Source organism: Mycobacteroides immunogenum (genome assembly GCF_001605725.1).
Lineage (GTDB): Bacteria > Actinomycetota > Actinomycetes > Mycobacteriales > Mycobacteriaceae > Mycobacterium > Mycobacterium immunogenum.
Map to the genome: position 1 here is coordinate 2,679,040 of NZ_CP011530.1, position 20,219 is coordinate 2,699,258.

Here is a 20,219-nt window from a genome sequence, read left to right on the forward strand (position 1 = left end):
TCGGTGCGCGTCTCCCGCAGGATCGGGCCTCTAGTGGGCTTGAGGTCGAGGCCTATTCGATGGCATCTGATTTACGGATGCTTTCCAGCTGAACTAGCTATTGGACTTATGTCAAGCGTCGCCGCACAGTGAAATGAACGATGCGGGCACACCGCGTCCAACCAATGTCCAACCAATTACGCACGGGCGAAAGGAGATAGGGCCGCGTGCTGCGCGCGGCCCGAATGAGCCATGGTTGCTTTTCGTGATCTGCGGGACTACATCGACACACTGACTCGTGAACTGGGTGACGACGAGGTGATGACGATCGACGGGGCCGATTGGGACCTGGAGATCGGCTGTATCACCGAGCTCCTCGCGGAGAAAGAGGGCCCGGCGCTGTTGTTCGACAACATCTCGGGATATCCGGCCGGATATCGGGTCTTCACCAACTTCATGGGAACGGTGCAACGATGCGCCGTGGCGCTCGGGCTACCGGCCGACACATCCGCGATAGACGTCGTCCGCACCTGGAAGGACCTCAGCAAGCGCATCGATCCCATCCCGCCCGTGGAGGTTTCCACCGGGACCATCCTGGAGAATGTCATCGAGGGAGACGATGTCGACCTCACCATCTTCCCGACGCCACGTTGGCACGACGGTGATGGTGGCCGCTACATCGGCACCGCCTGCATGGTGATCACCCGGGATCCGGATTCCGGCTGGGTCAATGTCGGCACTTATCGCGGGTGCGTGCAGGGCAAGGATCGCCTGTCATTGTGGATGCTTGGTAATCGCCACGCCCTGGCGATTGCCAAGAAGTACTGGGATAACGGGAAGTCATGCCCGATCGCGGTCGTGGTGGGCTGCGATCCGATTCTCACCACGGCAGCCGCCATCGCAGCGCCTGCGGAGGTTTGTGAGTACGACGTCGCAGGTGGACTGCGGGGCACGGGGGTCGAGGTACTCGCCGCCCCCGGAAGCGGATTGCCGATTCCCGCACACGCAGAGATTGTCATCGAGGGCGAGATGCCACCCGTGACGGAGGAATCGGTGCCCGAGGGCCCCTTTGGGGAGTGGACCGGCTACTTCACTCACGCCGGAAATGAGACGGTCGTGCGCGTGCATCGAATTCTGCACCGCAACAACCCGATCATCCTTGGTGCGCCACCGATGATCCCGACGGTTCCCGCGGGTGATCAAGCGGTGCCGCTGTACTCGGCCTCGGTTACCTGGGATCACCTTGAGGCAGCCGGGGTCCAGAACATTCATGGTGTCTGGGCATACGCACGTCAGCTGATGATGGTCATCTCCATCAAGCAGACCGGGGCCGGCGACGCCATGCAGGCCCTGCTGGCGGCGGCCGGGCGCAAGCGCACCGGCGGCATGGACCGCTACTTCGTCGTGGTCGATGAAGACATCGACGTCACCGACATCAACCATGTGCTGTGGGCGATTTTCACCCGGGTCAAGCCAGCGGAGTCCATTCACGTGATCCGCACGCCCACTACGGCGATCGACCCTCGTCTATCGCCGTCCCAACGTGAGGCCAATGACTTGTCGATGGGCATCGTGCTCATCGACGCGTGCAAGCCGTTCGCGTGGAAAGACAGCTATCCCAAGGCGAATCGATTCGATCAGGGCTATCGCAGCCAGATCCGTGATCGTTGGAAGGGGACTCTGCCGCTATGAATGCCCAGCAGATACCCGGCGAATTGAGCGATCTGCTCCGGGGATTCCCCGAGATCGATGCCACGGAGCAGGCCTTTCCCTTCGTGACCGTCGATACGGGCGGATATCCGCACACTGCCTTGCTGTCCCGGTCCGAGTTGGAGCCCGGCCCGGACGGCGTGAGCCTGCTGGCGGCGGTGGCGGGCCGGGTGACCCGCGCTAATCTCAAACGCACGGGGACCGCGAGCCTGCTCGCGGTGCGGGGAACCACATGTCATCACGCCAAGCTTCGTATGACGGGGTCCACCACCGAGCGCGGGCTCATGGGATGTGTGTTCACGCTGACCGAATACCGGCGAGACGACATTGGTATCGCACTGCAGCCCATGTGCTTTCGGACGTCCGCAGAGTTGGCGCAGCAGGAGAACTGGCAGCTGAGCACCGCGATGCTGGCGACGCTCGGGGGCGCGCCGCGCCGGGGAGTGGCCGGTGGCTGACTCGTCGACCCGGATAATCGTTGGGATCACCGGGGCCAGCGGCGCCCCGTTCGCCGTTCGTCTGCTCGAGACACTGCAACAAACGCCCTCAGTGGAAACACATCTGGTGATGAGTGCCTGGGCGCGTACCAACATCGAGATGGAAACCACGCATTCGGTTCGCGAGGTGTGTGCGCTGGCCGATGTGACGTACAAGCTGGGGGAGCAGGGCGCGGCAATATCATCCGGGTCGTTCCGCACGGACGGGATGATCGTCGTCCCGTGCAGCATGCGAACCCTTGCGGCGATCCGCTACGGGCTGGCAGACAACCTGATCTGCCGGGCCGCGGATGTGGTTCTCAAGGAGGGGCGACGGCTGGTGTTGGCCCCACGGGAGACCCCACTAAGCACCATCCATCTGGAAAACATGCTGGCTCTGAGCAAGATGGGTGTTCGCATAGTTCCGCCCATGCCCGCGTTCTACAACCGCCCCCAGAAAATCGGGGACATCGTGGATCACTGTGTGACCCGGATTCTCGATCAGTTCGGTGTCGAGACACCCTACGCAAAACGATGGGAAGGGCTGGACGCGGCTCGCCACGAGGCGGCGCTAGTCGACCGTGCTTTCGACGTATCCGACAACATGGCGGGCGAATACCGAGGTGGCGGGGTTGGTTGACCTGCCCTGGCGCCACAGCATTCCGATGCGGCCCGGTGGTAGCTCCGGCAGCAAGGCGTGTGCGGCGCTCTTGGTCTGGCGGATGGCCGACTCGGGTACCACCGCCACACCGAGACCTTGAGTCGCGAGCGCTACCAACACATCGGGATCGCTGGCCTCGAAGCTGATCCTGGCGCTGACACCCGCCGCGTGTAGTGCCTTGTCGAGCTGCCAGCGGATGCCGGAACCTGGTGGCAGCGCGATCAGCGGGTAGTGTGCCAGCTCCGCTAAAGAAACCGTGGTGCCGTTGTCCGCCAACGGGTGTGACGGCGAGAACGCCGCCGTAATCCGCTCACGGGTGAGTTCTCGGGTATGCACACCGGTAGGCGAGTCCTCGGTGAGGCTCACAAAGGCCGCGTCCAGTTCGCCGTTGGACACGCGCCGCGCGAGCGTCGCCGAGGAGTCTTCGACCAACGAGAGTTCCACGCCGGGATGCTGGCGATGAAAGGTCGTCAATACCCGGGGGAGATCGATACTGCGCGGCGAGATCGAGGTGATCGTCCCTATCGCCAGATGTCCGTGCAGCAGTCCGGTCACGCTCTCCACGGACGCGCGCCCTGCCGCCAGGGAGTCCAGCGCCGCGCGGGCATGGGGGAGCAGTGCCTCGCCCGCCTGGGTGAGCACGGCCGCTCGTGGACGCCGTTCGAAGAGAGGCTGTCCGACCTCGCGTTCAAGAGCCTTGACATGGGCGCTGACGCCGGACTGGGCGAGATGAATTCGTTTGGCGGCGCCGGTGAAGGTACCGGTATCAACCACCGCGACAAAGCATTCGAGCTGATGCAGGTCCATATGTCCGGCGCTGGCCGCTATTCGCCAGACTCTGCCAACGCCGCGAGTCTGTCCACCGAGGCTTGTAGCCGATCCGATGTGGTGCTGCGCGCACGGACCAGCCTCTTCTCATCGGTGAGGTTCGTCCAGTCGTAAGTGTGGGTCAGCCGGGTCTGCCCGTCGTCAAGCGGCTGTAGCTCCCACCGCCACAGATGACCGGGCGGGCGCTTGCCCACTTCCGACGGCAACCATGCGATCAGGCGCCCCTCTTCGAACTCGACGATGTGGTTTTCGCGATCGGCGCCGGTGGTCAGGGTCATCACGAATACATCTCCCACCGCGTGGGCTCGTTGCCCGGTGGCGGCCGCGGCGAGGTTCTCGTTGCCGTCCCATTCGTGCTGTCGCGCCGGATCTGCGATGAGCTCGAATATTGCCGCAGCGGGCGCCTGCACCTCACGGCTCGCGGACACCACTCTGCCATCATCTTCAGCCATACGGTCCATCCAACCAGAGTGTCGACGTCTAGCCGATCAATTGGCGAGTCAGCCTGCGCGCTAGGGCGATCGGGGCGACGGACTTCTCGACCTTTGAGGCGGTCAGCGCGCCGTCGTAGAGCAGTTGCACCTGCCGGGCCAGGGCGTCCGGGCGGGACAAGCCGGCCTCGCGCAACAGCGTCGCCACGGTGGCGCGAAACCACGCTCGATGGTCACGCACCGGTTCCCACTCTTGATCGGGGAATTCGGTCGCGGCATTGACATACAGGCAGCCACGGAAGTTCTTGGCCGCTGCACCGGCGGCAGCCAGATCGAAGAATGTCAGGAGCTTCGTGATGGGATCCCGATGAGTCGCGGCCGCCGCATTCCATCGGTTGCGATCACGCTGATCCAATTCTTCGAGGTAGGCCACGATGAGCGCGTTCTTGGATCCGTAGCTGCTGTACAGACTGGCCTTGGCAACTCCGGCCTCGCTCAAGATCTGATCTATCCCGACCGCCCGAATGCCCTGCGTCGCAAAGAGATCTGCGGCAGTTCGAAGGAGCCGATCGGCAGGTCCGAGCACACGTGCCGTCTGTGCGGCATCGGCGGCAGCAGGCGATGTGGCTGGGCTCATGAGAGCAGGGTAGCTCAGTCCGCGGTCATAGACAGACCGGTCTGTCCATGTAACTGTCACGTTGTCGCACAGAAGTCGTCCACCGAAGTTAGGAATGTGCCGTGCCGCTGCACCTGTATGAGATCGCTGTTGCCCCCGTGGAGAAGCCCGACGCCACGCAGCTCCTGAAGGAGATCGACGCGCGCATTCACCGAGACGGTGGTGAGCTCATCGAAGCCCAGGTGACACGTGCTGCCCGGAGAATCTTCGTCATCGCCGAGTTCAGTGGGGACGCAGTGCCGTGGGACGCGGCTTCCCTTGGTGTCGAGACGGTCTCGGGCCCGCACCGGGTGCGCCTGGTGGGTGCCGACCTAGACCAACTGAAGTCTGTGCGCCCGGCAGCGGGCTACCTGGTGGAATGGGATCTGCCCGCGGATCTGGATATGGAGACGTACCTGGCGCGCAAGAGGGCCAAGGCGCCCAAGTATGCCGATGTTCCCGAGGTGAGTTTTCTGCGTACGTATGTCCGTGAGGACATGGACAAGTGCCTGTGCTTCTACGATGCTCCTGACGAGGATGCGGTGCTGCGGGCGCGTAAGGCTGTGGATACTCCCGTCGACAGATTGCATGGGCTCGGGGAAATCTCGCTATGACGGCGGCAGTGGCCCGGAACATCGACGATGCGCTGGAACGCGTCGTCGATGAGGTGACTGCGCGCGCGGCCGCTCTCGACACTGATCAGACCGACGTACGGATGGACATCGCGGCGCTGGGCGCGCACGGATTGTTCGATGCCGGTATCGCCGGTGCGGATCTCGCGCCGATGGTGCGGGTCATCGAGAGCGTCGCTACCGGCAGCCTGGCCGTGGGCTTCTCGGCCTGGGCACACCGCATGACCATCGAGTATGTGAGTCTGGCTCCTGAGGTCTTCCGTTCCGCGCATCTGCCCGGGCTGATTCTCGGACAGCGCCCCGGAGTCACCGCCATGGCGGCCGGCCTCAAACAGGTCGCGGGCTTGGGGGAGGTTCCGCTACGGGCCTCGAAGCATCCCGATGGGCTGCGTATCACCGGTCCGATCCGATGGGCCTCCAACGTCTTCCCGAACGCGCTGATGGTGCTGCCGGCACTCGGGGCGGACGGCGCCACCTACGTGGCCGCTATTGATGTCGGTGCGCACGGGGTGTGCATCGAGCGGCCCCCCAACCTGATGGCGCTGACGGCTACCGGGTCGACGGCGCTGCGGCTGGACAATGTCCGGGTTCCCCATGAGAACGTGCTCAGTACCGACCTGCCCGGGTTTGTGACGCGCATCCGGCCGGCTTTCCTGTTGCTTCAGACAGCCTTTTGCTCTGGAGTCAGCGGCACGGCGCTACGGGGAGCGCGATCCGCGCGTGGGGTACTCGCCGATCAGTTCGGCGCCGAACTCGATGAGCTCGCCCAGCAATACCACGGGCTCCGAGAACGTCTTTACCGCTACGCGGCCGCTCCTGGGACGCCGAGCGTCGCGGAGCTGCTGAGATTGCGGCTCGACGCGGCCGAGTTGGCCGGTCGGGCGTCCCGGCTCGAGTTCACCTTGGCCGGTGGCACCGGGTACGCGCTGGGCACCGCGGCCAACCGTCGGTTCCGCGAGGCCGCCTTTCTCCCTATCCAGTCACCCTCGGAAGGACAGCTGCGGTGGGAACTGACGCAGTACGAATAACTCACGGCACCAAGCGGTTCGGGTCGACCACGGCATTCCGCGATATCGACGTTCGGGTGGCCTTCGGCGAATTCTTGGCGATTCTCGGTCCCAGTGGCAGCGGGAAATCCACCCTGTTGCGCGTGCTGGCGGGACTGGACGAGTTGGACGCCGGAGACATCGTGTGGGCCTCGCACGGCGGACGGCCGAGAACCGGCGTCGTATTCCAGGACGCCCTGCTGATGCCGTGGCTGACAGTTGCGCAGAACATCGCCTTCGCCGGGCGGTTCGCGGCGCACCGCGCGGCTTTCGATGACGCGCACGTGTGCGACCTGGTCAGCCATTTCGGGCTCCAACAGCTTTCGGGCCGATATCCGGACCAATTGTCAGGTGGGCAGGCTCAGCGTGTCGCGATTCTCCGTGCTGCGGCGACCCGGCCGGCGCTGCTGTTACTGGACGAACCGTTCAGCGCGCTCGATCCCGTGACGCGCGCCGATCTGCAAGCCTGGCTGGCGAAGCTGGCCGATGAGTTGGCGGTCACCGTTGTCCTGGTAACCCATGACGTCGATGAGGCGTTGTCCCTTGCCCACCGGGTGATGCTGCTCGGAGACGACGGGACGATCCGTCAGGAGTGGGTGCTCACGGACGATGCGCCGGGGGACAGGCCCGAAATACGCCGGCAGATCCTTGCCCAGTATCAGCCGATCGAAGCCGTGCTCCGGTGAACGGGGACACGCCGCGTCGTACAGTTCTGGCGGGTGCGGCGGGGATAACTGCCGCAGCAGGTCTTTTCGGCGCCGCCGGGCTGATTCGTGCCGCCGGCTCCGATGCCACGAATGCCACCGGGCGACTGCGAATCGGGTATCTGCCGATCACCGACGCGGCGCCACTGTTGCTCGCACATTCCGCTGGGCTGTACCCGGCAGGCACCGTCAGTGCCGCGAAACCGGTGTTGTTCCGCAGTTGGGCCGCGCTGGCGGAGGCGTTCCTGGCGCGGCAGATCGACATCGCGCATCTGCTGATGCCCATGGCCATTCAGCTGCGGCAGGTGCTGGGCCACGGTGTTCGGGTGCTTGGCTGGAATCACACCAACGGATCGGCACTCACTGTGGCCCCGGACATCGAGCACCTTGAAGACCTCGCGGGTACTCAGGTGGCCATTCCGTTCTGGTGGTCGATTCACAACATCGTGTTGCAAGAACTGTTGCGCGATCATGGGTTGCGGCCGGTCATCCGCAGCGCCGCCTCGCGTGCCCGGCGCACGGTCGAGCTGGTGGTCATGAGTCCTTCCGATATGGTTCCGGCGCTGGCGAATCAATCGATCGGTGGCTATGTCGTGGCTGATCCTTTCAACGCCATCGCACAGATCAAGAAGATCGGGCGGATTCATACATTTCTCGGCGATGTGTGGCGTGACCACGCGTGCTGCGTCTTGGTCACCCGCGAGGATGTGATCGAAAGCTACGCCCCGGCAGTGCAGGGTGTTACCGATGCGGTGGTCACCGCCCAGCTCCGGATTACCGCCGACAGAAAGCTGGCGGCGGCCGCGCTCGGTGGTGGCAAGTATCTGCCGCAACCCGTACCCGCGGTCCAGACGGCGCTGACCTACCCGAATCTGCCGTATCCGTTGCATCACCCGGATTGGCTGCCGCAACGTGTGGGATATCAGCCATTTCCCTATCGGAGCTTCACCCAGCGATTGGTTGAGTCGATGCACGAGACGGTTGTCGACGGTGATCGCGGGTTCCTGGATCGGCTCGATCCGGCGCGAGTGCACGACGATCTGGTCGACGACACCTTTGTGCGCAGTGCGATTGCCGCGTACGGGGGACCGGAGGCCTTCGGCATCACGCCCGGCTTCACTCGAACAGAACAGATACAGACGTTATGAGCATCGTGCCCCCTGTCACCGCCACCAGCACGCCGGCGCCGCGAAAGTCCCTACTGTTGAACAAGTTATTGGCGCCCGGACTGGCCATCGCGACGAGTATCGTGCTGTGGTGGCTGGCTAGCGCAGTGCTCAGCCAACCACATTCGCTCTTGCGGCAGACAGGCCCGGACAAGGTGTGGCCCGCCGCGATCGATCTGTTGAATCGCGGGGTATTGCTGCAGGATGCGGGAGTCAGTCTGTGGCGATTGTTGATCGGGCTATCGCTGGCCGCTGTGATCGGCGTCCCGCTGGGTTTGTTACTGGGGGTGAGCGCCACCGCTGAGCGTGCCGCACGTCCCCTCATCCAGTTTCTCAGGATGATCTCACCGCTTTCCTGGACGCCCATCGCGGTGGCTGTCTTCGGCATCGGGAACCAGCCGGTCATTTTTCTCATCGCCGCGGCGGCGGTATGGCCGATCCTCATCAACACCACGGCGGGCATTCACGCCATCGAACCCGGGTACCTGGATGTGGCGCGGTCGTTTCATGCCACCCGATTCGAGGTCCTCACCTCGGTGCTTCTTCCGGGGATACGCAGCCACATCCAGACCGGTGTACGTATCGCCCTGGGTATCGCCTGGGTTGTCCTTGTTCCTGCTGAAATGCTGGGTGTGCGATCAGGTTTGGGCTATCAGATACTCAACGCACGCGACCAGCTGGCCTACGACCAGGTGGTAGCGGTCATCGTGGTGATAGGGGCGCTCGGATACGCTCTGGATGTGGCGGCGAGAAGGCTGCTGGCGCCGGGGTTACGCGTACCGGGTGGCGGGTAGGCTCACCCGAACCGCGTTACCCGATACCGGAGGTGGTTCGCATGAACTTGATTACCCGCCGTCTGCTCATGACAGCGGCCGCGACGTTGATGCCGATCACCGCGCTCTCCGGCATGTCGCCCGCGATCGGCGCCGCCGACCCGATCGTGCCCAATTGCCCAGGTGGATGGTGGGATCCAGCCGCCAACATCTGTCGGCCACCGGTATCGACGACGCCCCTGAACTGTGAGAACGGTTGGTGGTGGGACCCGGTGGGCAACGTGTGCCGCCCGCCGGTGATCCCGCCTCAGTAAGTCAGGCCGCCAGCGCCGCTGCGGTCGCGGAGAACATGGTCGCCTTGATGGCACCGAGCGTCCCGCTGTCCTTGCCCACCAGAGGCCTCGCCAGATCGACTGCGGCGCTCAGCACTTCGTGTTCAGTGGCGGCCCGATCGGCCAGCCCGGCCGCTACGGCGGCTTCTGCTCCGTAGCGGTGCCCGGTAGTCATGGCGGTGACCGCCGTCTGTGGAGCCACCTTGGACTGGATGAGGCTGGCCATTCCTGGCGTGAACGGGATGTTGATATCGACCTCGGGGAAGCACAGGTATCCCCGGTCGGACCGCATCACCCGGTAGTCGTGGGCAACAGCAAGCATCGCACCAGCCCCAAACGCATGGCCGTTGATCGCGGCCACGGTCGGCAGGCCGAAGGTGAGCAGCCGGCTGAGTAGGGCTTGCACACGCGCTACATACCAATCGGCGCGATCAGCATGGGTCATGAGCCAATCCAGATCCAGCCCGTTCGAATAGAACTTTCCGGATGCCACGGTCACCAACGCCTGTGCTTGCGTCAGCGCGGCGTCGAGCAGACCGTCGACGGTATCCAGCCAGTCGGGGGAGAAGCGGTTCTCGTCGGTGCCGAGATTCAGAACCGCGATGGTGTCCTGAAATTCGAGGGTGGGAGTCATGACGCGTTTCCTTTCGTGGTGGTGGCCTTGCTTTTTGGGCTCATCGGGGGTGGATCGAGGGCGAGAATGGCGCGTACCGCAGCCGCCAGACGTGCGCGGGTGGCCGTGTCGGGCGGGCGGCGCCCGCGCAGTAGCAGACCGCTGGGCAATCCCACGATGCAATCCTCGATGACCTGCACCGCCCGTCCGTCCTCGCGGCCCCACAGCGCTCGCGACAGCCGGACGAACAGAGCGACCAACCGGGAGTCGATACCCGCCATGGCATCAGAAACTCCCTGCGGCACATCAGATCCGAGAAGATCCTCGCGCCGCACGCGCAGGACCAATCGAGACGATTCAGGGAAGCGTTCCGCGAAGGACACGGGAGTATCGGCCGCGGCGACCACGGCGTTCACCGCAGCGGTTTCAACGGGCCCGCTCACCGACAGCGCGCCGTCCACGGCGTCGCGTTGCATATCGAGAAATCTTTGCGCAGCGCGCAACCAGGCCTGCCCAACCATCCCCCCGCGAGATCCGAAGGCGTGGTAGATGGCGCCATTGGAGATACCCGTTACCTGGGACACCGCTCGAACCGTCACTGCCGCCGGACCGTCTTCCACCGCGATGCGCTCGGTGGCATCGAGCAGATCGCCGACGGAATGGATACGCGGGCGAGGCACACGGGAAGGATAACAGAGCAACTGCTCTGTTACCGCGCCGACGACTTGCTTACAGAGAAACAGTGTGTACTCTCTTGAGAGAAATACAGATTGTTTCTCATTATTAATCGACGTCAGGACGCTCCGTGACACTGGATGTAGAGAACGACTCATCAGCGGTCGCGACTGCACCCATGCCCGGCCTCCCTACGCCGGGGCGAGTGCTGGGCGCCGCGTGCGGAGCGCTCTACGGCATGGGATACCTACTTGGCGGCGAGCGACTACTCTTGCCGACTCTCCGTCATTTCGGACCCGTCATGCGGGCGACGATGCCGGGATTCGGAGACCTGGCGATAGTGTCCGACCCGGTGTTGGCTAAGGAGGTCCTCACCGCCGCGCCAGATATCCTGCTGGGCGGCGAGGGCGTGGGACCTGCTGCGGCGATTTACGGCGCGGGTTCGATGTTCGTCCAAGAAGAGCCCGAACATCTTCGTCGGCGGAAACTGTTGACACCGCCGCTTCACGGACGGGCGCTGGATTCGTACCTACCAGTGATCGAACGTGCCACGACCTCTGCCATCTCGTCATGGCCCACGGATCGACCCTTCCAGATGCTGAATGCGGCAAGACATCTGATGCTTGATGTAATCGTCAAGGTAGTCTTTGGCGTCTCTGAACCCGACGATGTCCGTCGCCTCGGGGCCCCGTTCGAACGCCTGCTGGAACTCGGCGTGTCCGAACAGGTGACACTTCGCTACGCCATGCGGCAGCTGGGTGCGTTGCGCTGGTGGCCGCGGCTATCCAGGATCAATCGCGATATCGACCACACAGTGCGGTCGCTGATCACCGAACGTCGCTTCGATCCACACCTGGGAGAGCGGCGCGATATCCTCTCCATCCTGATGCGCGCGGTCGATTATCACGGAGAAGGCCTGTCCGACAATGAAATCCGCGATGACTTGATAACCTTGATGTTGGCCGGGCATGAAACCACAGCTACCACGCTCGCCTGGGTTGTGGATCTACTGCTACACCGCCCCGAAGCGCTGGATCGCGTGAGCGCCGAAGCCCGGACCGGTGAGCACGGCTACACCACGGCGGTCATCAACGAGACACTACGGCTGCGCCCCCCGGTGCCCTTCACCGGCCGCTACACCGCGGCCCCGTTCCGCCTCGCCGGCTGCACCGTCGCGCCCGGCACGCGGATCGTTGTGCACATCAACGCGATCAACCACGATCCGGGCATCTATCCAGATCCGGAACGATTCCTACCCGAGCGTTTCTTGGACGCGCGGCCGCAGACATACGCCTGGTTGCCGTTCGGCGGCGGGATCAAACGTTGCCTCGGAGCAAGTTTTTCGATGCTCGAACTGCAAACTGTATTGCATACGATCTTGCGTAGCGGCGAGTTTCGGGCTGCGGCAAAGAGGCCGGAAAAACCGGTGCGCCGCTCCGTGGTACTGGTACCGCGTCATGGAACACGGGTCTATTACCGTCCCTTTGCGCCGCACGAGCGAGCGTCGGCCATCTAATGTCGGCGGGATGGACGACATGATCCCCAAGGCATCGGCGCAGGTTCTGGACCTCCTGGCGGGGGGAGCAGCGCAGCGCCTGCCGCGGCACCGTCACCAACTTTCCCGTGAGGATGTGCTGCAAGCGCAGCGCGCCAGGATCTCGGCGGCTGCCATAGAACTCTTTGCCGACACCGGGTATGCCGCCACCACCGTTCTGCACATCGCGCAGAGAGCCGGCGTATCCCGCAAGACCTTCTACGAGTTGTACCCCAGCAAGGAGGCGGTCTTTCTCGACACGTACCAGACGCTGGGCGCGCTGCTGAAGAAGATCGGACTGAGCGCGACAACGAGTCAGCGGCCCGCCGGAAACATCGAACAAGTGTCACGTTCGATTGCCACGCTGCTGGAGACCATGGCTGCCAATGGATCTGCGACTCGCATGTTCTATCTGGAGGCGGTGGGCGCTGGCCCACGGGTACGGACCCGTCGCAACGCCGCGATCGACGAGTTCGTCGCGGCGATCACTCCCGGCATGCAGGAATTGCGCCGTCTGACCGACCCCCATCTTCCGCCACTGACCAGCAGACACTGTCACCTGATCGTCGCGGCGAGTATCGAGCTGATCACTGAATTCCTTGCCGACCATCAACCCGGCGATCTCGCCGCGCTCACGTCGGATCTGACCGAGGTTGTACGCCTCATCGCAATTCCAAACCATCCAGAACAGAATCCACCCCCGAAGGGATAACGGTGTCCAGTCGCTACACAGCACTACTCCAGAGGAATTCCCGCCTTGTCGATGCGGCAGGCATGACCGGAGCGGCGCTGGTGATAGCGGCGACATTCCTGGCGCTGTCGGTATTTCCCGACGCCTCCGCTCGCGGACAGATACGCACCTTCTACAACCACTGGTCTGCGTGGGTGCTACTCGGCCTCGTGGCGTTGACGGTGTTCTTCTTCGGACAGATCTGGTCGCTCGGCTGGCTGACCGCCGTGATACGGCGCGCCGAGGGGATAGGGCCGTACACCTGGATCACCTTCGGTGCCGAGCTGATGTTCATGACCGTGTTCAATGTGGAGATTGGGGTATGGGCCACAGCGCATCTCCTGGCCGACCGGATCGGCGATGAAGCGCTCTACGTGCTTCACGTGGCGGGGTTCGTGATCGCCGCGCCCGTAGCATTCGCCGGAATGGCCTATTTTGTCGCCATCATCGCGCTACAGCGGGCCACCAAAATGTTCCCCACGTACTTGGTGGTCATCGCCGCGATCGCTGTAGCGGGAAACCTATGCGCCGCAGGCGGACTGTTCACGGTGTCCGGCCCCTTCAACGCCGCCAGCGGTGTCGTTGCGATCGGTGGACCCATGATCGCTTGGAGCCTCTGGTACGGGGCCCTTCCTGGCTGGTACGTCCGACAGCAGCTGACATTGGAAAAGATTCCGACACAGCAATGAGCGACGGGTACTACCGCAGGTAGTAATTACGTACTACCCTTCGTAGTAGGCACAAAGTCTCTTCCCTAGGGAGCAGCTATGGGTCAAGCAACGAAGCTTGCAGGTGCGGTCGATTCGCGCTATCACGCGTCATCGGGGCTGCGAAGACAGCTGAACAAGGTCTTCCCGGCGCATTGGTCGTTTCTGCTGGGCGAGATCGCGCTGTATAGCTTTGTGGTGCTGCTGATCTCGGGTATCTACCTGGCGCTCTTCTTTGACCCCTCGATGGCCGAGGTCACCTACAACGGCGTGTACCAACCGTTACGTGGCACGCCGATGTCCAAGGCATACGAGGCGACCCTGAACATCAGCTTCGAGGTGCGTGGCGGGCTGTTTGTGCGCCAGATCCATCACTGGGCGGCGCTGATGTTCGCCGCCTCGATCGTGGTGCACCTGGCGCGTATCTTCTTTACGGGGGCATTCCGTCGTCCGCGCGAGGCCAACTGGGCCATCGGCTCGGTGCTGCTGATTCTTGCCATGGCAGAGGGATTCGCGGGCTATTCGTTGCCCGATGACTTGCTATCCGGAACGGGGCTTCGGGTGGTTACCCAGGGCATGATGTCGCTGCCGATCATCGGCACCTGGCTGCACTGGGCTCTGTTCGGGGGCGATTTTCCCGGGAACATCATCTTGCCAAGGCTTTACGCCCTGCACGTGCTTCTCGTTCCCGCCATCATGATCGCGCTTATCGCCGTGCACCTTGCTCTTGTCTGGTATCAGAAGCACACCCAATTTCCGGGTCCGCGCCGCGCCGAATCGAATGTCGTTGGGGTACGGATAGTTCCGGTGTTCGCGCTGAAATCCGGTGCTCTCTTCGCACTCGTGACGGCCATCCTGGCGTTGATGGGCGGTCTGTTGCAGATCAATCCGGTCTGGAATCTTGGCCCGTACAAGCCATCTCAGGTGGCGGCTGGGTCGCCGCCGGACATCTACCTGATGTGGACCGACGGCCTGCTGCGGCTCGTCCCGAATTGGGAACTGTACATACTCGGCCACACCGTGCCCGCGGTGCTGCGGGGAGTGCTGGGCATCATGGCGGCATTCGCGGTGATCATCGCCTGGCCCTGTCTGGAGAGGCGCTTCACCGGTGACGACGCTCACCACAATCTGCTGCAGCGTCCGCGTGACGCCCCGGTGCGCACAGCCATTGGGGCATCGGCCTTTTCGCTCTACTTCTTGCTGACGCTGTCGTGCATGAACGACATCATCGCGCTGAAGTTCCACATCTCGCTGAACGCGACCACGTGGATCGGCCGTATCGGCATGGTCATCTTGCCCGCGGTGGTCTACTACATCGCCTACCGGTGGGCCATCGGCCTGCAGCGCAGCGACCGCGCGGTCCTGGAGCACGGCATCGAGACCGGCATCATCAAGCGTCTGCCGCACGGCGAGTACATCGAAATCCACCAGCCGCTGGCCGGTGTCGATGAGCACGGCCACGCGATCCCGCTGGAATACCAGGGCGCACCGGTGCCCCAGCGCATGAACAAGCTGGGCTCCGCCGGCGCACCCGGTACCGGCTCGTTCCTGTTCGCCGACCCCACCGAAGAACAACACGCACTGGCCGAAGCCGACGATGCCGCCGCGCGGGCGGAATGTGCCGCACTGCGGGCAAGATAGCCGCAGCCGCATCGGTCGGTCTTCTAGGCAACCGGCATGCAGTACCGTCGAGTCATGTCGCAGCGTTTGCGTGTGGTGGGTACTGCGCTCCTTGCGCTGGCACTCATCGGTTGCACGGAGCCTTCGCCGGCACGTGCCACCATCGCCCAGTGCAACCTTTCGGAGCTTCCATCAGAGGCCACCGGAACCGTGGACCTCATTCATGCCGGCGGGCCGTTCCCGTACCCGCGCAATGACGGCGTCGTTTTCCAGAATCGCGAGAGGGTGCTGCCGTCGGAGCCTCGTGGCTACTACCACGAGTACACGGTCCGCACGCCGGGCAGCAAGACGCGGGGCACGCGGCGCATCATCACCGGCGGCAACCCGCTGAACGATCCGCCACACGTCTACTACACGGGCGATCACTACGAGTCATTCTGTGAGGTGGAAGGCGCATGAAGACCTACGTTGTCGATGGCTCTCGTGTTCGCACCCGGGCAGACTTCTTCACCGAACTCGGACGTGCGGTCAACGGGCCCGGCGGCTACTTCGGCAGCAATCTCGACGCCCTCGTCGACTGCCTGCGCGGGGGATTCGGTACTCCCGAAGATGAACCATTCCGATTTGTGCTGCGCGATGCCGTCCGCATCAAGTCGGCCGTGGGGAAGAAGGACTGGGCGACCATCGAGGAGATCTTCGAAGAGGCCGGGGTCGCGCTGACGGCACAGCCGGCATCGGAGTCCTAGCCCCCGAATCGAATGCGAGCCCGACGCGAGAATTCGGTCTGAAACTCGCGTCAGGCTCGCACTCGAATGGCTACTTCACGTCGAAGCGGTCCGCGTCCGAAACCTTGACCCAGGCCGCTACGAAGTCCTTGACGAACTTCTCCTTGGCGTCGTCCTGCGCGTAGACCTCTGCCAGAGCCCGCAGTTCGGAGTTCGCGCCGAACACCAGGTCGACTCGGCTGGCAGTCCATTTCGCCGCCCCGGTGGCACGATCCGTTCCCACATACGTGCCGTCGTCGGCAGACGACGGCGTCCACTGGGTGCCCATATCGACCAGATTGACAAAGAAGTCGTTGGTCAATGTTCCGGGCTTATCGGTGAGCACCCCGAGTTCGGAGCCCTGGTAGTTCGCGCCGAGCACGCGCAGTCCACCGACCAGGACAGCCAGCTCCGGCGGTGACAGCGCCAGCAAGTTGGCCTTGTCGATGAGCTTGTACTCAGCCGGAATCTGCGCTCCCTTACCGAGGTAGTTGCGGAAGCCGTCGGCGGTCGGTTCCAGGTAGGAGAACGAATCCACATCGGTCTGTTCCTGCGTGGAGTCGCCCCGACCGGGTGTGAACGGAACGGTGATGTCGAACCCGGCATCCTTGGCCGCCTTCTCGACGGCGGCAGCGCCACCGAGTACGACCAGATCGGCGAACGAGACCTTCTTGCCACCGGCGTTGAACGACTCCTGGATGCCCTCCAGGGTGCGGATCACCTGGGCAAGTTCGTCGGGCTCGTTGGACTCCCAGCCCGCCTGCGGCTGCAAGCGAATACGCCCACCGTTGGCGCCGCCGCGCTTGTCACTGTTGCGGTACGACGCGGCAGCCTTCCACGTGGTCGAAACAAGCTGCGGCACGGTGAGTCCAGAGGCCAGGATCTGCTTCTTGAGCTCGGCGATGTCCTCTGCCCCGATATTGGTTTCCGAGGCGGGGACGACGTCCTGCCACAGCAGGGTCTGCTCGGGCACCAGCGGACCGAGGTAGCGGGAGAGCGGTCCCAGGTCACGGTGGATCAGCTTGTACCAAGCCTTTGCGTACGCGTCGGCGAGTTCCTCGGGATGATCGAGCCAGCGCCTGGTGATCTCGGCGTAGATCGGATCGAAGCGCATCGAGAGGTCGGTGGTGAGCATGGACGGGTGCGTCTTGCCGGCGCCCTGAGCCATCGGTACCGAATTGGCCCAGCCGCCGTCCTTCGGCTTCCACTGGTGTGCTCCGGCGGGGCTCTTCGTCAGCTCCCACTCATTGCCGTACAGAATCTCCAGGAAGCTGTTGTCCCACTTGGTCGGGGTGTGGGTCCAGATGACCTCGAGCCCACTTCCGATCGCGTCATTGCCCTTGCCGGAACCGAACGAGCTCTTCCAGCCGATGCCCATCTGCTCCAGCGGTGCGGCTTCGGGATCGGGGCCGACCAGCCCTGCGTCGCCCGCGCCATGCGTCTTGCCGAAGGTGTGACCGCCCACGATCAGTGCCGCGGTTTCCTCGTCGTTCATCGCCATCCGGCCGAAGGTTTCGCGAATGTCGATCGCTGCGGCCAGCGGATCCGGGTTGCCGTTCGGGCCTTCAGGATTGACGTAGATCAGACCCATCTGTACCGCGGCGAGCGGGTTTTCCAGGTCACGATCTCCTGTGTAGCGCTCATCGCCCAGCCAGGTGTGCTCGGGGCCCCAGTAGACGTCCTGCTCGGGCTCCCAGCGGTCCTCGCGCCCAAACGCGAAGCCAAAGGTCTTGAACCCCATGGTATCCATGGCATGGTTGCCCGCGAAGACGATGAGGTCGGCCCACGAGAGTGTGTTTCCGTACTTCTTCTTGACGGGCCACAGCAGGCGGCGTGCGCGGTCCAGCAGCACGTTGTCGGGCCAGCTGTTCAGCGGTGCGAAGCGCTGCATGCCGGCGCCTGCGCCGCCCCGGCCATCGCCGACCCGGTAGGTGCCGGCGGCGTGCCAGGCCATGCGGATGAACATCGGCCCGTAATTACCGAAGTCGGCAGGCCACCAGTCCTGCGAGTCGGTGAGCACCCTGGCGACATCGGCCTTGAGCTCGTCGACATCGATCGTCTGGACAGCCTTGGCGTAGTCGAAGTCCTCGCCCAGCGGGTTGGCGGCGGGCGGGTTCTTCTTCAGGATTTGTAGGTTGAGCTGGGTGGGCCACCATTCGCGATTGGCATTACCACCCTCGACGGGGTAGTTGAGACGACCGCCCGCGACCGGGCAACCGTTCGAAGGTTCGGAGTTCGCCTCTGCAATGGGAGGGTGTTCTTGAGACACAACATTCCTTTCGGGAGGGGGTGATGTGGGCTGTGATCACGTGTGTGATCCCGAAATTCGCGATGCGGCTTCCCGGGAAGCGCAGTCGGGGCATAGGCCCCAGTAGATGACTTCCGCCTCTTCGAGGATGAAGCCGTTGTGATCCGATGGGGTGAGGCAGGGGGCGGCACCGACTGCGCAGTCGACGTCTGAGATGACGCCGCAGGAGCGGCATACCGCGTGGTGGTGGTTGTCGCCGACCCGCGATTCGTACCGTGCGACGGAGCCGGAAGGCTGAATCTTGCGTATCAGGCCTGCGGAGGTCAGTGCTGCCAGGACGTCGTAAACGGCCTGGCGCGACACCTCGGGCAGCCCTGTCCTGACGACACCGAAAACTGTCTCGGTATCGGCGTGCGGGTTCGCTTCCACGGCTTCCAGCACGGCGACCCGGGGCCGGGTCACGCGCAGATCGGCCGTGCGCAGCAGCGCCGCGTACTCATCCGATGTGAAGGCCATGCGGCCAGTATGCCCAATTATCTGGAATGAATCCAGGAAATGCGAAAAACAGTTGATCGGGCAGGGAAGATGCGCCCGACCTGCGGGAAGTGCCCGAAAGGGGGCGCCAATGGGCGGCGATTACCTCGCCGACATCGTTTCTATGACGCCGCCGAGCAGTCGGCGCAGCTGGACGCGATCCCGCTCTGTCATGTTTGCGAGAACTTCTTCGTCGTCCTCGCGCAGCGTCGCGTCGGCACGCTCGAAGAGCTTCCGGCCCTTGGCGGTCAACTCGGTGGTCAGCACCCTGGCGTCGGCTTGTCGGCGTGAACGATGGACCAGGCCTGCCTCTTCGAGTGAACGCTGAACCAGGCTTACCGCTTGCGGGGTGATGCGAAGCTCCGCGGCAATCTCCACGTTGGATATCCCTGGCTGCGCGGACAGTACGGCCAGGCATTCCATTTGTGGAACGGTTACCCCGAAGTCGCGCACGATCACCGAGGCTCGTGACCACAGCAGTCGGTAGATCTGAGACACCAGGATGCCCATGGGAGATTCCTCGTATGTGCTCATACTGCGCTTACAGTAGCGGACTTCACCGATGTTCCACTGTCCTCAGTGGCGTGGGACAGTGGCGTGTCGCCTGCCGGCTCGCGCCAATTCATCAGTGCATCAAGCACATTGATCAACACCCTTGATGGGTGTGCGGCCCCTAGGGGATCAGGACGGCTGAGCGCCGGGAGCCCGCACCACCATGGGGACCGCGGGGAAGTAGGCCGCCATCACTGATCGCGATTTGCGCAAAGCCGCTGTGCCGTAACCCTTCTTCCGATGATCTGGGTGAACCCAGATCCGGACGTTGACCTCGCCGTCGATCAGCTCACCGAAGACCATGCCCACCTTGCTGGGCCCTTCCACCGCGACGAACCAGGCCGCTTCTTCATCGTCGATACGGGCCAGCGCCGCCCGCAACTCATCTTCTAGAACGCCCGCCGGTGCGCGAGATCCATCACCGGCCTCGCCTACCTCTTCGGTGCGCGCCGCGAAGATGTCGGCATCGGTGCTGCCGGAGAATGGGCGCAGCTCCAGGCTGTCTCCCGAGCTCGCGGGGCGCTCCATGAGTGTGAAAGTGAGCTGGCTGTTGAGGTCTTCAAGCTCTACGGCGTTCTTGCGGCGCTCATCCTTGGTCAGCTTGTCGAATGACATGCCCATGACCGCTTCGCCGCCCAAGTGCGACGTGCCCAGCAGGGTGGCGATCGCCTCGATGGCGCTCTTTCGGTCATCGGCTTCCACAATCAGGTCAAGCACTTCGTGACGCCGTTCGAACGCACTCGTGAGTGCATCGGCAATCTCGCGACGGGTGGCAAGGCGATCGTGATCGGTCATGGCGCCAGCCTACGGCGGGTGGGCCAGTGGCGCTCAGGAAACGTTGAGTACAAA

The 20,219-nt window shown here is 63.6% G+C and carries 24 protein-coding genes; 15 read left to right on the plus strand and 9 right to left on the minus strand.

Going from position 1 to position 20,219, the window contains the following annotated elements; genetic code table 11:
• Positions 1-249: 249 nt before the first annotated feature.
• The 3 genes from ABG82_RS13090 to ABG82_RS13100 are packed head-to-tail and all read left to right on the plus strand — an operon-like array spanning position 250 to position 2,805.
• The gene (locus ABG82_RS13090) at positions 250-1,671 is read left to right on the plus strand and encodes a UbiD family decarboxylase (RefSeq protein WP_043079006.1); all 1,422 of its coding nucleotides are present in this window, start codon (positions 250-252) and stop codon (positions 1,669-1,671) included.
• Entirely contained in the window at positions 1,668-2,147 is a 480-nt protein-coding gene (locus ABG82_RS13095) for a hypothetical protein (RefSeq protein ID WP_043078941.1), read from the plus strand. The genes ABG82_RS13090 and ABG82_RS13095 overlap by 4 nt, the downstream gene beginning before the upstream one ends.
• The gene (locus ABG82_RS13100) at positions 2,140-2,805 is read left to right on the plus strand and encodes a non-oxidative hydroxyarylic acid decarboxylases subunit B (RefSeq protein WP_078343854.1); all 666 of its coding nucleotides are present in this window, start codon (positions 2,140-2,142) and stop codon (positions 2,803-2,805) included. The genes ABG82_RS13095 and ABG82_RS13100 overlap by 8 nt, the downstream gene beginning before the upstream one ends.
• On the opposite strand, the gene ABG82_RS13105 is transcribed toward ABG82_RS13100, so the two are convergent.
• From ABG82_RS13105 to ABG82_RS13115, 3 genes are read right to left on the minus strand one after another with little or no spacing between them, the layout of a single operon-like run.
• Complete coding sequence (locus ABG82_RS13105; protein WP_043078940.1) at positions 2,737-3,633, minus strand: LysR family transcriptional regulator; 897 nt, start codon at positions 3,631-3,633, stop codon at positions 2,737-2,739. The two genes, ABG82_RS13100 and ABG82_RS13105, sit on opposite strands and share 69 nt — an antisense overlap.
• 17 nt (positions 3,634-3,650) lie before the next feature.
• Positions 3,651-4,106: an SRPBCC family protein gene (locus ABG82_RS13110; protein WP_407661873.1), complete on the minus strand. Its 456-nt coding sequence runs from the start codon at positions 4,104-4,106 to the stop codon at positions 3,651-3,653.
• 28 nt (positions 4,107-4,134) lie between these two features.
• Positions 4,135-4,722 (minus strand): TetR/AcrR family transcriptional regulator, encoded by a 588-nt coding sequence (locus ABG82_RS13115; RefSeq protein ID WP_043078938.1) that lies wholly within the window; start codon positions 4,720-4,722, stop codon positions 4,135-4,137.
• Positions 4,723-4,823: 101 nt separating this feature from the next.
• On the opposite strand from ABG82_RS13115, the gene ABG82_RS13120 reads away from it, so the two are divergent.
• The 6 genes from ABG82_RS13120 to ABG82_RS27720 are packed head-to-tail and all read left to right on the plus strand — an operon-like array spanning position 4,824 to position 9,375.
• Complete coding sequence (locus ABG82_RS13120; RefSeq protein ID WP_043078937.1) at positions 4,824-5,354, plus strand: DUF4242 domain-containing protein; 531 nt, start codon at positions 4,824-4,826, stop codon at positions 5,352-5,354.
• Entirely contained in the window at positions 5,351-6,400 is a 1,050-nt protein-coding gene (locus tag ABG82_RS13125; protein ID WP_043078936.1) for an acyl-CoA dehydrogenase family protein, read from the plus strand. Before ABG82_RS13120 ends, ABG82_RS13125 begins: the two co-directional genes overlap by 4 nt.
• On the plus strand, positions 6,376-7,104 hold the full coding sequence (locus tag ABG82_RS13130) for an ABC transporter ATP-binding protein (RefSeq protein ID WP_043078935.1): 729 nt from the start codon (positions 6,376-6,378) through the stop codon (positions 7,102-7,104). The genes ABG82_RS13125 and ABG82_RS13130 overlap by 25 nt, the downstream gene beginning before the upstream one ends.
• Complete coding sequence (locus ABG82_RS13135) at positions 7,101-8,270, plus strand: ABC transporter substrate-binding protein (RefSeq protein ID WP_043078934.1); 1,170 nt, start codon at positions 7,101-7,103, stop codon at positions 8,268-8,270. The genes ABG82_RS13130 and ABG82_RS13135 overlap by 4 nt, the downstream gene beginning before the upstream one ends.
• Entirely contained in the window at positions 8,267-9,082 is an 816-nt protein-coding gene (locus tag ABG82_RS13140; protein WP_043078933.1) for an ABC transporter permease, read from the plus strand. Before ABG82_RS13135 ends, ABG82_RS13140 begins: the two co-directional genes overlap by 4 nt.
• A gap of 41 nt (positions 9,083-9,123) precedes the next feature.
• Positions 9,124-9,375, plus strand: coding sequence for a hypothetical protein (locus ABG82_RS27720; protein WP_054416781.1), 252 nt, complete (start codon positions 9,124-9,126; stop codon positions 9,373-9,375).
• 1 nt (position 9,376) lies between these two features.
• Here ABG82_RS27720 and ABG82_RS13150 read toward each other — a convergent pair whose 3' ends face one another.
• Positions 9,377-10,027: an enoyl-CoA hydratase-related protein gene (locus tag ABG82_RS13150; protein WP_043078931.1), complete on the minus strand. Its 651-nt coding sequence runs from the start codon at positions 10,025-10,027 to the stop codon at positions 9,377-9,379.
• Positions 10,024-10,686: a TetR/AcrR family transcriptional regulator gene (locus ABG82_RS13155; RefSeq protein WP_043078930.1), complete on the minus strand. Its 663-nt coding sequence runs from the start codon at positions 10,684-10,686 to the stop codon at positions 10,024-10,026. The genes ABG82_RS13150 and ABG82_RS13155 overlap by 4 nt, the downstream gene beginning before the upstream one ends.
• A 173-nt stretch (positions 10,687-10,859) precedes the next feature.
• On the opposite strand from ABG82_RS13155, the gene ABG82_RS13160 reads away from it, so the two are divergent.
• The 6 genes from ABG82_RS13160 (at position 10,860) to ABG82_RS13185 (ending at position 16,018) form a co-directional block, all read left to right on the plus strand.
• On the plus strand, positions 10,860-12,197 hold the full coding sequence (locus tag ABG82_RS13160) for a cytochrome P450 (RefSeq protein WP_043079004.1): 1,338 nt from the start codon (positions 10,860-10,862) through the stop codon (positions 12,195-12,197).
• Between the two features lie 10 nt (positions 12,198-12,207).
• On the plus strand, positions 12,208-12,927 hold the full coding sequence (locus ABG82_RS27725) for a TetR/AcrR family transcriptional regulator (protein ID WP_234708055.1): 720 nt from the start codon (positions 12,208-12,210) through the stop codon (positions 12,925-12,927).
• Between the two features lie 62 nt (positions 12,928-12,989).
• Complete coding sequence (locus tag ABG82_RS13170; RefSeq protein ID WP_234708054.1) at positions 12,990-13,634, plus strand: hypothetical protein; 645 nt, start codon at positions 12,990-12,992, stop codon at positions 13,632-13,634.
• 78 nt (positions 13,635-13,712) lie between these two features.
• A complete protein-coding gene (gene qcrB / locus ABG82_RS13175; protein ID WP_054173197.1) occupies positions 13,713-15,293 on the plus strand; it encodes a cytochrome bc1 complex cytochrome b subunit in 1,581 nt (526 codons plus the stop codon).
• 36 nt (positions 15,294-15,329) lie between these two features.
• Positions 15,330-15,731, plus strand: coding sequence for a ribonuclease domain-containing protein (locus ABG82_RS13180; RefSeq protein ID WP_043080028.1), 402 nt, complete (start codon positions 15,330-15,332; stop codon positions 15,729-15,731).
• On the plus strand, positions 15,728-16,018 hold the full coding sequence (locus ABG82_RS13185; RefSeq protein ID WP_043080027.1) for a barstar family protein: 291 nt from the start codon (positions 15,728-15,730) through the stop codon (positions 16,016-16,018). Before ABG82_RS13180 ends, ABG82_RS13185 begins: the two co-directional genes overlap by 4 nt.
• 70 nt (positions 16,019-16,088) lie before the next feature.
• Here the strand turns inward: ABG82_RS13185 and katG are convergent, their stop codons facing one another.
• The 4 genes from katG to ABG82_RS13205 all read right to left on the minus strand — a co-directional run bounded on the left by katG (position 16,089) and on the right by ABG82_RS13205 (position 20,165).
• Positions 16,089-18,305: a catalase/peroxidase HPI gene (gene katG / locus ABG82_RS13190; protein ID WP_043080026.1), complete on the minus strand. Its 2,217-nt coding sequence runs from the start codon at positions 18,303-18,305 to the stop codon at positions 16,089-16,091.
• A 36-nt stretch (positions 18,306-18,341) separates the two neighbouring features.
• Complete coding sequence (locus tag ABG82_RS13195; protein WP_043080025.1) at positions 18,342-18,800, minus strand: Fur family transcriptional regulator; 459 nt, start codon at positions 18,798-18,800, stop codon at positions 18,342-18,344.
• 120 nt (positions 18,801-18,920) lie between these two features.
• A complete protein-coding gene (locus tag ABG82_RS13200) occupies positions 18,921-19,328 on the minus strand; it encodes a MarR family winged helix-turn-helix transcriptional regulator (protein ID WP_043080035.1) in 408 nt (135 codons plus the stop codon).
• 171 nt (positions 19,329-19,499) lie between these two features.
• Positions 19,500-20,165, minus strand: coding sequence for a GNAT family N-acetyltransferase (locus ABG82_RS13205; RefSeq protein ID WP_043080024.1), 666 nt, complete (start codon positions 20,163-20,165; stop codon positions 19,500-19,502).
• Positions 20,166-20,219: the final 54 nt, after the last annotated feature.

What these genes read in the sequence shown, in the direction of transcription:
- ABG82_RS13185 (WP_043080027.1), top strand. Translation starts at nt 15,728, where the DNA reads ATGAAGACCTACGTTGTCGATGGCTCTCGTGTTCGCACCCGGGCAGAC.
- ABG82_RS13200 (WP_043080035.1), bottom strand. Translation starts at nt 19,328, where the DNA reads ATGGGCATCCTGGTGTCTCAGATCTACCGACTGCTGTGGTCACGAGCC.
- ABG82_RS27725 (WP_234708055.1), top strand. Translation starts at nt 12,208, where the DNA reads ATGGACGACATGATCCCCAAGGCATCGGCGCAGGTTCTGGACCTCCTG.
- ABG82_RS13095 (WP_043078941.1), top strand. Translation starts at nt 1,668, where the DNA reads ATGAATGCCCAGCAGATACCCGGCGAATTGAGCGATCTGCTCCGGGGA.
- ABG82_RS13115 (WP_043078938.1), bottom strand. Translation starts at nt 4,722, where the DNA reads ATGAGCCCAGCCACATCGCCTGCTGCCGCCGATGCCGCACAGACGGCA.
- ABG82_RS27720 (WP_054416781.1), top strand. Translation starts at nt 9,124, where the DNA reads ATGAACTTGATTACCCGCCGTCTGCTCATGACAGCGGCCGCGACGTTG.
- ABG82_RS13195 (WP_043080025.1), bottom strand. Translation starts at nt 18,800, where the DNA reads ATGGCCTTCACATCGGATGAGTACGCGGCGCTGCTGCGCACGGCCGAT.
- ABG82_RS13170 (WP_234708054.1), top strand. Translation starts at nt 12,990, where the DNA reads ATGACCGGAGCGGCGCTGGTGATAGCGGCGACATTCCTGGCGCTGTCG.
- ABG82_RS13125 (WP_043078936.1), top strand. Translation starts at nt 5,351, where the DNA reads ATGACGGCGGCAGTGGCCCGGAACATCGACGATGCGCTGGAACGCGTC.
- ABG82_RS13205 (WP_043080024.1), bottom strand. Translation starts at nt 20,165, where the DNA reads ATGACCGATCACGATCGCCTTGCCACCCGTCGCGAGATTGCCGATGCA.
- ABG82_RS13105 (WP_043078940.1), bottom strand. Translation starts at nt 3,633, where the DNA reads ATGGACCTGCATCAGCTCGAATGCTTTGTCGCGGTGGTTGATACCGGT.
- ABG82_RS13180 (WP_043080028.1), top strand. Translation starts at nt 15,330, where the DNA reads ATGCAGTACCGTCGAGTCATGTCGCAGCGTTTGCGTGTGGTGGGTACT.
- qcrB (WP_054173197.1), top strand. Translation starts at nt 13,713, where the DNA reads ATGGGTCAAGCAACGAAGCTTGCAGGTGCGGTCGATTCGCGCTATCAC.
- ABG82_RS13110 (WP_407661873.1), bottom strand. Translation starts at nt 4,106, where the DNA reads ATGGCTGAAGATGATGGCAGAGTGGTGTCCGCGAGCCGTGAGGTGCAG.
- ABG82_RS13150 (WP_043078931.1), bottom strand. Translation starts at nt 10,027, where the DNA reads ATGACTCCCACCCTCGAATTTCAGGACACCATCGCGGTTCTGAATCTC.
- ABG82_RS13160 (WP_043079004.1), top strand. Translation starts at nt 10,860, where the DNA reads ATGCCCGGCCTCCCTACGCCGGGGCGAGTGCTGGGCGCCGCGTGCGGA.
- ABG82_RS13140 (WP_043078933.1), top strand. Translation starts at nt 8,267, where the DNA reads ATGAGCATCGTGCCCCCTGTCACCGCCACCAGCACGCCGGCGCCGCGA.